Origin of the sequence: Peribacillus sp. NPDC096447 (assembly GCF_044762725.1) — a bacterium.
GTDB lineage: Bacteria > Bacillota > Bacilli > Bacillales > DSM-1321 > Peribacillus.
Genome location: NZ_JBIWEV010000006.1, coordinates 236039 through 250133, shown reverse-complemented (window position 1 = coordinate 250133; position 14095 = coordinate 236039). Strand labels below are relative to the sequence as shown.

The window sequence follows — 14095 nt, the reverse complement described above, 5'->3', positions numbered from 1 at the left end:
TGATCATCCAAAAAAATAAATTTTTCAAGTACCTTAATAAAAATTAAGACCACTATAAAACTGCAGATATTGCCTTTTTCACTTCAAAAAAACTTGTTGACCTACCGAAAAATAGATGATAGAATTCCAATATTATTTTATAAGCATAATGAATGATTCAGCAGTGGTAGCTTATCACTGACCACATTTATTCACAACCGCATACAAGCAAGCGATGAATGCTATGGATGACACTATAGCAGGAGCAGCTTCTGGAGAGACTGTACAAGATGCAGCGCCGAAGGATTCACAATCTCAGGCAAAAGGACAGAAGAGTAACGAATGATAAAATTGTTATTCTGAACCCTTTAAGAGATTGGTATTATCCAATCTCTTTTTTTTATTGTCCATTTTGTGGTTGGACTAAAAACAACAGCTTTAAAACCAATGGGAAAGGCAAGCTGGACGAAAAAATCACGTCCCTCTCTCCAAGACCATGCAGGTAAACACATTCACTACCAAGACTATAAAAAAACGGGGGCGTTGGAATTGGCTAAACAAGAATTAAAAAGAGATTTAAAAAATAGACATGTACAACTGATTGCAATAGGAGGAACCATTGGCACCGGATTATTTTTAGGTTCCGGGAAAGCCATACAATTGGCAGGACCTTCTATTTTATTTTCCTATCTGATAATAGGGATTGCCTTGTTTTTTGTGATGAGGGCACTAGGGGAATTGCTCTTATCCAATGCAGGGTATACATCATTCACTGAATTTGCAACCGAATATGTCGGTCCATGGGCCGGCTTCGTGACAGGTTGGACATATTGGTTCTGTTGGATCATGACCGCAATGGCCGATATCATAGCTGTCGGCGTCTATATGCAATATTGGTTCGATATCCCTCAATGGATTCCGGCTCTAATATGCCTAGTCATTCTTTTAGGATTGAACCTATTGACCGTTAAGTTATTTGGCGAATTGGAATTCTGGTTTGCCATCATTAAGGTAATCACGATCATCGCCTTGATCATCGTGGGAATCATCCTTTTGATCATCGGCTTCAATACCAATACCGGAACGGTTTCCCTAACGAACCTATGGAATCATGGGGGCATGTTCCCCAATGGCATTTCCGGATTCTTATTATCTTTACAGCTGGTCGTCTTCTCATTTGTCGGTGTCGAGTTGGTCGGGGTTTCCGCAGCAGAAACGGCAAACCCGAGAAAGAACATTCCATCTGCCATCAATAAAATCCCTGTCCGGATTTTACTTTTCTATGTTGGTGCACTATTCGTCATTCTCTGCGTCAACCCATGGACACAACTGGATGCCACGAGCAGTCCATTTGTAGAGGTCTTTGCGTTAATCGGCATTCCTGTCGCTGCAGGGATCATCAACTTCGTCGTTTTGACATCCGCTGCTTCTGCATGCAACAGCGGTTTATTTTCAACGAGCCGAATACTTTATACGTTAAGCAGGAATGGCGAAGCCCCTGCTAAACTGGAAAAATTAAATAAACAGGCTGTTCCGAGCAATGCCTTATTAACATCCACAATCGTTGTATCAATAGGGGCATTATTAAGCAAGCTGATACCGGAACAGGCATTTACCGTCGTGACGACCATCAGTGCCATCTGTTTCATATGGGTATGGAGCATTATCTTGATTTCCCATATCAAATATTCGAAAACAAGGCCTGACCTAAGAGCAAAATCGACTTTCAAGGCTCCTTTTACACCCTTTGTCAATTACGTCATTTTAGGATTATTCCTGTTCATCCTTATTGTTATGCTATTTGCTGAAGCTACACGACTATCACTGCTCTTGACCCCAATCTGGTTCATACTTTTGGTGATACTATATAATTCTCGAAAAAAATATAGCTAAAGGAAATAAAGCCTTGAACTCACTATGAATTCAAGGCTTTATCTGTCTTAAGAACATATCAGGGTTCGGCTGTCTGCGCACAGTTGCTCAAATATATCAGGCAACTGCATTAAATTTTATATCAAAATAGTGTAAGCTAATATATATTATCGGACCTTTTCCGTCATGTATGAATTTTTCATCCCGGTTTGGTTCACCCATCCATCAGTGGCATTGAAGGATAAACCCCATTGGTGGGCGTTTCACTTTATTAAAACGGAGGGGTTTGTTTATGAAGATTATATATATTCTTACTCTAGTTCCTTTTATAGGCATACTAGGATTTCTGCCTTTTGTTAATAAAATAGAACCATATGTATTAGGGATGCCTTTCAATATGTTCTGGATGGCTATGTGGGTGGTCCTTACCTCTGCCATACTGGGCATCATGTATAAGCTGGATCCCAGGAATCGGGAAGGTGACCAGGAATGAATATTGCTCTCTTAATCATTTTAGCATTTTTACTTCTATCGATATTTTTAGGCATACGCTCTTCAAAAGGAAAAGATATGGACTTGGAACAATGGACGGTGGGCGGACGCGGTTTTGGAGCGGTATTCGTCTTTCTGCTGATGGCCGGGGAAATCTATACGACCTTCTCCTTCCTTGGCGGCAGCGGCTGGGCTTATGGCAAGGGCGCACCCGCTCTATATGTTCTAATTTACATTACTTTGTCTTACGTATTATCCTATTGGCTCCTACCGGAAATATGGAGATATGCCAAGGAAAATAAACTGATGTCTCAATCCGATTTCTTTGTAAGCAAATATAAGAGTCCCGGTTTAGGAATTTTGGCAGCGCTTGTCGGTGTGGTGTCGATGATTCCAGTGATTGTCGTGCAGCTGAAAGGATTGGGGATCATTGTCTCAGAAGCATCTTATGGTGCCATCTCTATGTCTGCGGCAGTTTGGATGGGGGCGATCAGCCTTACCATTTATGTGATGATCTCCGGTATACACGGTTCAGTTTGGACAGCTGTCATTAAAGATATCATGATGGTCGCCATAATAGGATTTTTAGGGATTTATCTGCCGATTCATTACTTTGGCGGATTTCAGCCGATGTTTGAAGCGATTGATGCGGCCAAGCCTGGTTTTCTAAAGTTCCCAGATCAGGGACTTAGCGTATCATGGTTCATCTCCACGGTAATATTGCTCGTATTCGGTTTCTATATGTGGCCCCAGGTTTTCAGCGCTGTTTATTCAGCACGCAGCGGCAAGGTATTTCGAAAAAATGCCATCATCAGCCCTTTATATACACTCATGCTGTTATTCGTCTTTTTCGTTGGGTATACAGCAATATTGAAAGTGCCCGGACTCGTTGGTGCAGATGCAGACCTGTCATTGCTGCGCCTTTCGATCGAGACCTTCGATCCATGGTTTATAGGCATAATCGGCGGAGCTGGATTGTTGACCGCATTGGTGCCGGGATCCATGCTTTTGATGAGCGTCGCTACACTGCTCGCAAAAAACGTCTATAAGGAATTTGCACCTGCAGTATCCGATCGCCACGTTGTACGATTGGCAAAGTTCCTTGTTCCAGTCATCGCCCTTATAGCCGTCTACTTCACCTTAAACGGCGGCGAAACGATGTCAGCATTAATTCTTATGGGATACAGTCTCATCACACAGCTTTTCCCGTCCCTTCTCTTTAGTCTGAAAAGCAATAATCCGATCAATAAATTTGGCGCAATCTCCGGCATCATTACAGGATTGGCCATCGTAATCTGCATTACACTCAGTCATTCGACAATAGGGACCTTGTTTCCATCCTTGCCGCAAACAGCGAAAGATTTGAATGTGGGAATCATCGCATTGGCAGTCAATTTCATTGTGATGATCACAGTAAGTCTTGCTTTCAGAAAGCACGCGGTTCAGTTGGAAACTAAATCCGTTAACGATATATGAAGCAACTTTGAAACTGGTTATTTTTGATAAAGAAACAATAGAAAAACATCGGAAGGCTCAGTCAAAAGACTGAGCCTTCCTTATTATCGACACCCAAAGCATCTCAAGATTGATTATAGGAAGTCTCATTTTAAACTATTAATCTTTTCTGTTTATAAACAAATCCCCTATTTTAACTAATAAATACAACGAAAAAATAATCATCAAGGTTCGGGATACTACCAGGCCATCAATAGCTAAATCATATCCTTTAGGTATTAATAATTCAGAGTTAAAACAAAAAGTAATCGATATTACGAAAGCTATTAAAATCAGGATAAAACCGAACTGAGATCTATTTGACATTAATATTCCGCCTTATATTATATATTTTACAAATAATAGCATCGTTTTTGGAAGTAATCTACATTTATTGTTATTGATAAAAATCCAAAATAAATAGCCACCCTAATAAAGAATGACTATATACCATGAAAAATGAGCTTTCGCAGTTAGCAGATAAAATGCATCGTATTTCTTCCGAGCCAAATACTCGAATTTCACGCTTTACTCGTGAATTTGGCGCAAATACTCGTGTTTCACGCTTTTACTCGTGAATTTGCCGCAAATACTCGTGAATTTGCCGCAAATACTCGTGAGTTTCACGCTTTTACTCGTGAATTTGGCGAAATACTCGTGAGTTTCACGCTTTTACTCGTAAGTTTGCCGCAAATACTCGTGAGTTTCATGCCCGTTAAAACTCATTTCCTTTTTACCCCGTACCTTCAATAATCCACTAAAGCCTTCCTGCCATCATTCAATGCTTTGACCATTTCCTTGTATTCCTGCAAATCTTGTTCCAGTTTTTGTTTTCTATTTACAATCATTCTCGTGACCTCTTTAGGGGAGGGCCCGCCTTGAATGCTTCTAATTTCCACAAAATATTCGGGAGAGATTATTTTTTTCCATTCATCTTCTGCTATGTTCACTGAAACGAATTCATTGATGATCTTGTTGATTTCTTGTGTGTCCCAATCATATAGCTCTTTCCCTTCACTAATTGACCGTTTTGCAATATGACTGGCTATGGAGTGGGCTTTTCTAAAGGATATGTCGTAATCTCTTGATAAGGTATCCGCTAATTCAGTAACCGTTATACTGGATTTTGCAGCCATTTTCTTTGTGTGTTCATCATTTACTTTCAAGGTCGACATGACAGCATACATCAGTTTCATGACACGTCCTGCATTCGAAAAAGCCCGATATAAATGCGGCTGTAAATCATCTTCCGTATCGACGATATCACCAAATGGTGTATTGTGGACCATATTCATTGCAGCAAGTGCATCACCATACGCACTGCTTGCAATCGAACGGGAATGTTCAATGGAGACAGGATTTCTTTTTTGCGGCATGATGCTGCTCACTTGAACATAAGGGTCCGCCACATGAAATGTTCCAAACTCCCTTGTCACATGCTGCAGGAAATCTTGAATCCATCTTCCGGTATTGACCATGCACGTCATGATGGCAGTTGCGGTTTCCAATAAATAATCCGCCCCGCCAATCGAGTCATAGGAATTCTCAATCACCGAATCAAACCCAAGCAGTTCAGCCGTACGGTTCCGGCTGATCGGAAAACCGGTGGTCGTTAACGCGGCCGCGCCCAAAGGGGATTGGTTAACCGTTTCATAGGCTGCCCATAACCGGCCAATATCCCTTTGAAGCACATCATATATTGCCAAAAAGTAATGTCCTATCGTAGTCGGCTGAGCCGGTTGGGTATGCGTATAACCAGTAATATAGGTTTCTGTATGTTTTTCAGCCTGCACCAAGAATGCCTCACTCAAATGGTATGCATAGCCAATCAATTGAAGCAGATGACCTCTCAAAACAAGCCGGTACATCGCAACGCCCATATCATTACGACTGCGGCCGATATGAATCTTTCCTGCAAGCTCATGACCGATTTCCTCACCGACCTTTGCCTCCATCATGAAAAATAAGTCCTCGAATTGGGGCTGATAGGTCAATTGCGCGAGATCTGTTTGAGCCACTTTCCGAATCCCATCAAGCATGGTCTTCGCCTCTTCTTCTTTAATGATCTTTTGTTCCGAAAGCATGATGACATGTGCCCGATGAATATCGAACATTGCATGAAATAAGTAATCTCTTTGATCATTAAAAACAGGCATCAGAAGCTCTCTAGCATATGTTTTTCCGGGAAAGGCACTACCTTCATTTTTTATAAATTCTTCAAGCCTGCTCATCTTTGCACCTCCGATTTATAAAGCTTTTTCCGCTTTGATTCCAAAAAACTTGTTCGAAATAAAGAGAACGATTACAATCAGCGTGATTTGAATCATCCCATAGGCAGCTGCCTGCCCCATATTGAACATCCGAAGCTGATTCATGATTTCAATGGATATCGGCCTGTTTGAAATCGTGTACAACAGGACCGAGGTCGGGAATTCCCCCACAGATTCGATAAATGCCAATAATGTCCCTGATAAAACACCAGGCATAATAATCGGAAATATGACTTTTCTGAAGGTATAAAACCACTTTGCCCCCAAGTTTCTGGCTGCTTCTTCAATCGAGTCATCCAACTGCTCCAGAACGGCGTTAGTCGAACGGACAACGAGCGGAATATGCCTGATGAAATAGGCAAGCGGCAAAATCCAAAATGTTCCTACCAATATTTGACCAAAGGAAAAAACGCTAGGTTCATTGAATGCGAATATCAAGTTCATCCCTATGACCGTTGCAGGCAACGCCCAAGGAATCATGACTAGAATATCGACAAAGCTTTTCCCGACGAATTTCCGTTTAACAAGTACATAGGATGCTATGACCCCAAACACCAGATTTGCCAGCGTAGCAATAACTGCCATCAGTAAACTATTTCGTAACGGTTTGAAGATATTAGGGTCTTCAAACAAAAGCCGGTAATTTTCCATATTAAATACTGTTGGATATGTTTGAAATGTCCAGGTTCCATCCGGCACTAGTGAAAGCAATAGAATCGTAAAGTGCGGTAAAAGCAGAATCATTACGCCGATGATACCCGTTAAGACCATCACCCATTTCATAAACGGGTTCTTCACTTCACTCCTGTGTGCGCCAATTCCTTTCGAAGCCATGCGATAATCCTTCCTATTCTGATACCAACGCATGAATAATAGAAATGAAATCGAAACGATGGATAGAATGACGGATTGAGTAGCGGCAATTTCCATATCACCATTGATTTTTGAAAAATAAATTTGCAGGCTCAACACCCTGTATCCGCCAGCTAATAAAAACGGGGCACTGAAAGAAGCCATCGATATCATGAAAACAAGTAGAGAAGCGGCAACGATGGCAGGTGTCAATAATGGAAATGTAACCTTCCAAAAAACCTTGATTTTATTTGCGCCTAAGTTATAAGCAGCTTCTTCAAGGGACGGATCTATTTTATTGATTGCAGCGGATACGGTCATATAAAAATAAACATACATCGTATAGGCATGCACGATAAGGATTCCCGATACCCCGCCAATCTTGAATGGAACCTTATCGAGACCAAATAGGTCCTTAATGGCATTTGGAATCAATCCCGATTCTCCATATAAAAACATAAAGGCCATGACCCCTACCAATGATGGAAGGACAATCGGTAAAATCGCTGCTGATGAAAAGAAGCTTCTGCCGGGAAAATCGTAACGGTTAAAAATGAATGCGAGCGGAATGCCAATCAAGGCACTGACCAATACACTCAATAAGGATATATAAACAGAATTCCATAGAGCCTCTAAGTTCGTTTTCGATTCCTGTACGAAGAAGTCCTGATAATTTCCAAGGGATATCGTTCCGTCTTTTTGCAGACTTTCTATAAAGGTCCTCAACGATGGGTAGAGTACATAAGCTATGAGCACCAATGCAACTGGTATAAGGAGCCAAACCGTCAATCTCGTATCACGATTTTTAATCATGGCGCATCACCGCTTATGACAGGGATAAGACGCAGCTGTTTCTCAGGAAGCTGGATATACACTTCCTTTCCTTGATAAAAGTATCCAAAATCATAAGTGTTAAATACGTCGACCCTTAGTAACACGTCTTGAACATCCACCATGACATTCACAACAGATCCAAAGAATTGGACGGAATTTATTTTACCTTTAAAGATATTCTTTCCTTCCACGATCACATCCAGAATTCTGATTGCTTCAGGACGAATCGAAACAGCAAGGTCAACAGCAGTCTGTAAGATTGAATTTCCTTCCCTAGCTTGATTTTCCACATTCAATTTAATAGATTGTTCACTATTTTTAAGGGCAACCTCTATATTATCTTGTTGGACTTTTTCGACTTGAACGGGCAATAGATTAATCTCGCCTATAAAACTCGCAACAAAATCATTGGCCGGCCGATTATAAATTTCTGCCGGCGTCCCGACCTGGTGACATACACCATAATTGAACACAGCGATCCGATCACTCATGGATAATGCCTCAACCTGATCATGTGTGACATAAATGGTGGTAATCTTATAATCACGCTGCAGCCTTAAGATTTCCACTCTCATTTCATCACGAAGCTTGGCATCCAGATTACTTAATGGTTCATCCAGCAGTAATATTTCCGGTTCAATGACCAGTGCTCTCGCAAGGGCCACCCGCTGCTGCTGCCCTCCGCTTAACTGGCTCACTTGACGATTCGAGTAGCTCTCCAGCCTGACCTTTTGGAGGGCATCCAGCACTCTCCTCTTTAAATCAGCAGAAGAAACCTTTCTCACACGCAAGCCAAACGCTACATTTTCAAAAACAGTCATGTGGGGAAAGAGGGCATAGTTTTGAAAAACCATGCCTGTATTTCTTTTCTCTGGAGGTACACGCGTCATATCTTTGTCGCCAAATCGGACGACACCTTTTGTTGGATAATAAAAACCGGCAATCATCCGAAGCGTTGTCGTTTTACCGCAGCCACTTGGACCAAGAAAGGTAAAAAACTCCCCTTCTTTGATGTCCAGATTTAAATGGTCAACAGCTATCGTTTTCCCGAAGGCTTTTTGGACATTCTCCATTTTTATTGACGCCATCCCAACGACACTTCCTTATTCTTTAATTTCTTTATCTCCACTTTTAATATTTTCATCCCAATATTTCATCCACTCGTCACCTTTTTCCTCGAATGCATTCCAATCAATATCCATCGCTTTAATTTCCGTTTCCGTGATCCATTCAGGTAAATCCTTCACATCACTTCTGGTCGGAATCCTGTAAAATTCTTCTGCCAATGTTTTTGCGGCTTCTGGTGAATTCACGAACTCATAAAAGGCTTCAGCTGCTTTTGGATGCTTGGCACCTTCAACGATGGCGATACCTTCTGTCAATACAGGTGTTCCGCTTGCCGGAATGACGAACTCAAACGGATAATTTTTATTTTCTTTCAGCATGACAACATCCGGCATTGCCCAAACGGAAAGTGAGCCCTCTCCTTTGGCTACCTTGTTATACATCATTTCCGGGTTTGCTGAATATTCCTTTGTGTTTTGGTCGAGCTTCTTTAACCAGTCATACCCTTCTTTTGGATCATTTGTATCCTTATACGTACGATAGATCATCGCAGAAAAAATTGTCCTCATCGTTCCGGAGGCTAACGGATAGCGGATGATGATTTCGTCTTTCCACTTCGGATCAAGCAGCTCATCCCAATCTTTTGGTACCTCGTCTTTCGATAGTTCTTTGCTGTTATACATGATGACTTCCGGTGTCTGGCTCGTTCCCGTCCAATACCATTCCGGATCGTGGAATCCTTCATCGAGACTATCGGAATAGCTAGGCTTATAAGCAGCCAGCAGCCCATCACCCTTTGCTTGATTGAAGTTCGTGGAAGGTGCCCCCCACCAAACGTCTGCCTGCGGATTACTTTTCTCTGATCGAACGCGGTCAAGGATTTCCTGAGACCCCATATCAAGCCACTCAACATCAATACCATACTCATCTTCGAACTGCTTTTCGAATTTTGATAAAATATCTTTGCCATGCGGTGAATAAACAACGATCTTATCTTCCAGATCACCCTTTTTTCCCTTGGCACCGCCAGTATCCGAATTCGTTTTCGTATCTGTACCGTTGCATCCCGAAATCAAAAGTGCTGCCGATAAGGCCATTACTGAAACAAGCGACTTTTTCCTATTTTTCATTAATACTCCCCCTCATCCCGAAAATTCAAAATGCCATCATGCTCCCTTAAGAATAAGGAAACCGCTCCTAGTACTCCTGCGTTTTCTCCAAGTTGTGAAGTTTTCATTTCTACTAAACTTGGAAGATATCGATCAACGATCTCCCGAATCCTAGGTAAAATGTATTCAGATGAATTTAACACACCACCTCCTAAAATGATCACTTCTGGATTTAGCAAACTAGCCGCATTGACAATTCCGCACGCTAAATGTTCGATGGCTTCATTTATGACGGCCATAGCAGTCGTGTCTCCTTTTTTTGCTGACAAAAAAGCATCCTCCCCCGATAGTTCGGAAGCTTTGGCCCGTTCGAATAAAAGATGATGAGGATCCTTGAGAACCTCCCTTGTAAAATGACTGCCTATCGACTTTCCTCCTGCGACACTTTCCAAATAGCCGTATCTATGGAAAATCGGCTTGAATTCACGCTTCATATCCTCTTTGTCCGTTACCATATATCCCAATTCCCCAGCTGCACTGGAAGCCCCTCTGTATAACTGGTTGTTCAAGATAATGCCGCTTCCTATCCCCGTGCCAACCGCAATGAACAGCAAATTCCGCTTATTTTGTGCATTACCCAGCCACTGTTCACCTAGTGCAGCCGCGTTTACATCATTGTCCAGAAAAATGGGGAAATCAAAATACCGCTTCGCTTCGGCTATGAACGGATATTGTACCCAGCCTAAACTCGGTGCCTCTATTACTAATCCGCTTGCCGTTTGCGTTATACCAGGGATCCCGACTCCCATCCCCAATATCCTGCCTTTCGCAATCTGATTCTTTGCAATTATCCGTTCCGTTTCAATCGCCATTTGTTTAAGAAGCCCTGATTTTAAATAGGTGTTGGTTGAAAAGCTAGTGTCGGCAAGGATGTTGCCGCTTAAATCACTTAAAACGATTTTCACTTTCGTCCCGCCTATATCGACCCCAATGATATAGGCTGCCTTTTCATTAAAAAAGAGCTGGATGGGCCTTCTCCCGCCTTGAGAGGAGGATTCTCCTATTCCTTTCTCAAATACCCATTTCTCCTGTATAAGTTCATCCACAGCCAGAGAAACAGTTGGTTTACTTAGCTGAAGCTTAACGGCGATTTCAGCTCTTGAAATGGGCGAACATTCCTGGATGCATTGAATGATTCTTTTTTTATTGACATATTTTTGATGACTGGGTGGTCTTTTAAAACTCATCACATCACGGCCTTACTTCATTTAGTTAGTAAATCTTCCTAATTAAGTAAAAATATAACTTAAAAAAAATCAGCACACAAGTTATTTTTCTGAACATTTAAAATGTTCAACTTTTAATAGTTACTTCGAATCATTTACATTTATAACCATTAATGCTATTTATTAGATAAGTTTTTTCGTCTGGTTAGTTAGAAAATATTACTAACCTACATTTTTTTTAGGTGTCTTATAAAGTTGAAGGGGGTTAAAAGGTTAATGAAAAAAGCTCTGTTATCGCTGCTTTCCCTTTTGTTGGTTCTTGCACTATTGCCGCTTGGAGGTAGCGCTGCAAACCCTGAGGAAGCCAACGTTGAGTTATGGAATGCGGTCAAGCCGCTCGAGACGACCGTGACATTCTTGAACAGCGGTGCCCATCCAGATGATGAACGCAGTGACTTTCTCGCTTATCTATCGAGAGGGTTAGGGGTGAAGACATCCAGCCTGATTGCAAACCGTGGTGAAGGAGGACAAAATGAAATTGGGGATGAACTGGACAATGCTCTTGGAATCATCCGTTCGAGGGAAATGATTGAAGCTGCGAAAATCACCGGGGTTAAGGCCTATCATCTAAGTGAAACTACCTCAGATCCCATTTATGATTTCGGCTTCTCTAAAACACCAGAGGAAACATTAGAAAAATGGGGCGAAGAACTCACCTATGAACGGCTTATCCGCTTTATTCGGACGTATCAGCCGGATATATTGATGCCATCCTTTCAAAATGATGATACCCAGCATGGACATCACCGAACAATGACAATCTTGAGTGAACGTGCCTTTAAGGATGCGGCCGACCCAACTGTGTTTCCGCAACAATTGAAACAAGGGCTATCGGTATGGCAAGTGAAAAAGTTATATTTGCCCGTTTCCTCGGCAGATCAAGCAACCACTTCGATTGAAATCGGTAAATATGACCCAATATACAATATGACTTACCCACAGCTTGGAGAACAATCCCGCTATCTGCATAAAAGCCAAGGCATGGGTTCTGATATCCCGGCAGCACCTCGCCAGATCCATCTGGATTTGAAGCAAAGCGCCGTTGATACAAAAAACCAGTCGGACCTTTTTGCAGGTGTACCTTACAATTTTACTGAATGGGCTGAAAAACTCCCCCGCTCAGCTTCAAAATTAAAAGGTGAATTTAAATACCTGCAACGGAATTTGGACGCTGTTATTGCGGCTTATCCTAATGATAAACGTGTTTTTTCAATATCCCAAAATGCTCTCTCCAATGTTCGGTCAATTACTGGGCAAGTCAAAAAGGCAAAGCTAAGCCCTGCCATTAAGAACGACTTGCTTCATAAGCTCTCATTAAAAGAAGAGCAATTGCAAAACGTCAGTTATGTCTCCTCAGGACTCGAAGTTCAAGCTAAAGCAGCTTCAAAGATCCTGACGAAAGGTCAAAAAACGTACGTAACCGTAACCGTGAAGAATAACGGGAAACAAACCTTGAAAAAAGTCGCTGCTGCATTGAACGTACCTAAAGGATGGAAGACCAAAACAAAAGCTAAAGATGTCAATCTAGCACCAAATAAATCAGCGACAATGACCTATCTGGTTGAAGTCCCTGAAGATGCAGCCTATTACCATGCCTATGATGAATCAACCATTACGACCAGCATTTCTTATAAATACGGCAGCACAAAAACTGCCATCAAGGAGGAAGTGAATGGAACGATCGCTGTCCTTCCCGACGTAGGCCTTACCCTATCTCCTGAAGATATCGTCGTAAATACAGCAGATGTAAAAGAGGAAGTCCCAGTGACGGTAACCTTGAAAAACTATATAGAAGGAAAAGCATCGGCAAAGGTCGCTTTAAAAGTCCCTGAAAATTGGGGAGTTCATCCCAAAAATGCCACTGTATCATTTAAAGAAAAATCAGAAGAAAAACAAGTGAAGTTCACCCTCAGACCACCGAAGGCAATACAAAATGGTGAATATCAGGTGAAGGCAGCTGCCACTGTCAATGGGGAAACCTTTGATTCGACCATTCAGGAAATTTCCTATGACCATATCGGAACATTCTATTACCAATACCCAGCAGCTATCAATACCGTTGCATTTGAGCTTTTGAAGCCAGCTTCATTAAAAGTGGGGTACATTGAAAGCGGATTCGATAAAGTGGCAGATTACTTAAGCAATGCAGGGCTGAACATTACGAAGTTAACTGCAGCTGATTTAGCTGAAGGTGATTTAAGTCAATATGACACGATCGTTACAGGCATCCGTGCCTATCTATCGAGGGAAGATTTAAAGGCAAATAACGCGCGCTTACTTGAATATGTGGAAAACGGCGGTCATCTCGTCGTGCAATACCATAAACCGGGTGATGGATGGGATGCCATGAAGACTGCTCCATATCCTCTTACCCTCGGGAATCCTTCCATTCGCTGGCGGGTAACCGATGAAAAAGCCACGGTAAACGTGTCGAAACCAGAATCAGCGCTTTTTAACTATCCAAATAAAATAACAAGCGATGACTGGAGCAATTGGGTCCAAGAAAGAGGATTGTATTTCCCAATGGAATGGGATGAACGGTATGAAACATTCATTTCCATGGCTGATCCGAATGAAGAACCATTTGATGGCGGAATCCTCATGGCTAAATACGGTAATGGCACCTACCTCTACACCAACCTTGTGCTATACAGGCAAATTCAAGGACAGGTTCCAGGCGGATATCGAATCATGACGAACTTGATTAGTTACGGTGCCAAGTAAATAAAGAAGAAACCTATGCATGTGTCGAATGCATAGGTTTCTTTTTTTGATGTTTGCCAATTGAAGTCATCACCTGACCGATTCCTGCTCTAAAAACAAAAAAAGTTATGCATAAAGA

At 41.9% G+C, this 14095-nt stretch carries 9 protein-coding genes and 1 riboswitch; of the genes, 4 read left to right on the top strand and 5 right to left on the bottom strand.

Features of this window, described 5'->3' with window-relative positions; all coding sequences use genetic code 11:
* Positions 1-241: 241 nt before the first annotated feature.
* A riboswitch (glycine riboswitch) is annotated at positions 242-320 on the top strand.
* 208 nt (positions 321-528) lie between these two features.
* From ACIQZD_RS20870 to ACIQZD_RS20860, 3 genes are all read left to right on the top strand, one after another.
* Positions 529-1872: an amino acid permease gene (locus ACIQZD_RS20870; protein ID WP_402906026.1), complete on the top strand. Its 1344-nt coding sequence runs from the start codon at positions 529-531 to the stop codon at positions 1870-1872.
* A 271-nt stretch (positions 1873-2143) separates the two neighbouring features.
* Positions 2144-2344, top strand: coding sequence for a DUF3311 domain-containing protein (locus ACIQZD_RS20865; protein ID WP_048685209.1), 201 nt, complete (start codon positions 2144-2146; stop codon positions 2342-2344).
* Positions 2341-3819: a sodium:solute symporter family protein gene (locus tag ACIQZD_RS20860; protein ID WP_402906024.1), complete on the top strand. Its 1479-nt coding sequence runs from the start codon at positions 2341-2343 to the stop codon at positions 3817-3819. The genes ACIQZD_RS20865 and ACIQZD_RS20860 overlap by 4 nt, the downstream gene beginning before the upstream one ends.
* A 764-nt stretch (positions 3820-4583) precedes the next feature.
* Here the strand turns inward: ACIQZD_RS20860 and argH are convergent.
* Genes argH through ACIQZD_RS20835 form a run of 5 tightly spaced genes read right to left on the bottom strand, consistent with a single transcriptional unit; the run spans position 4584 to position 11214 of the window.
* Positions 4584-6068 (bottom strand): argininosuccinate lyase, encoded by a 1485-nt coding sequence (argH, locus tag ACIQZD_RS20855; RefSeq protein WP_402906022.1) that lies wholly within the window; start codon positions 6066-6068, stop codon positions 4584-4586.
* A 15-nt stretch (positions 6069-6083) separates the two neighbouring features.
* Positions 6084-7772 (bottom strand): ABC transporter permease, encoded by a 1689-nt coding sequence (locus ACIQZD_RS20850; RefSeq protein WP_402906020.1) that lies wholly within the window; start codon positions 7770-7772, stop codon positions 6084-6086.
* Complete coding sequence (locus tag ACIQZD_RS20845) at positions 7769-8881, bottom strand: ABC transporter ATP-binding protein (RefSeq protein ID WP_402906017.1); 1113 nt, start codon at positions 8879-8881, stop codon at positions 7769-7771. The genes ACIQZD_RS20850 and ACIQZD_RS20845 overlap by 4 nt, the downstream gene beginning before the upstream one ends.
* Before the next feature lie 15 nt (positions 8882-8896).
* Positions 8897-9988 carry an extracellular solute-binding protein gene (locus ACIQZD_RS20840; RefSeq protein ID WP_402906015.1) on the bottom strand — a complete coding sequence of 364 codons (1092 nt, stop codon included), beginning with the start codon at positions 9986-9988 and terminating at the stop codon, positions 8897-8899.
* Positions 9988-11214: an ROK family transcriptional regulator gene (locus tag ACIQZD_RS20835; protein ID WP_402906013.1), complete on the bottom strand. Its 1227-nt coding sequence runs from the start codon at positions 11212-11214 to the stop codon at positions 9988-9990. The genes ACIQZD_RS20840 and ACIQZD_RS20835 overlap by 1 nt, the downstream gene beginning before the upstream one ends.
* Before the next feature lie 255 nt (positions 11215-11469).
* Between ACIQZD_RS20835 and ACIQZD_RS20830 the strand changes: the two genes are divergently transcribed.
* Positions 11470-13977 (top strand): NEW3 domain-containing protein, encoded by a 2508-nt coding sequence (locus tag ACIQZD_RS20830; protein WP_402906011.1) that lies wholly within the window; start codon positions 11470-11472, stop codon positions 13975-13977.
* Positions 13978-14095 lie beyond the last annotated feature (118 nt).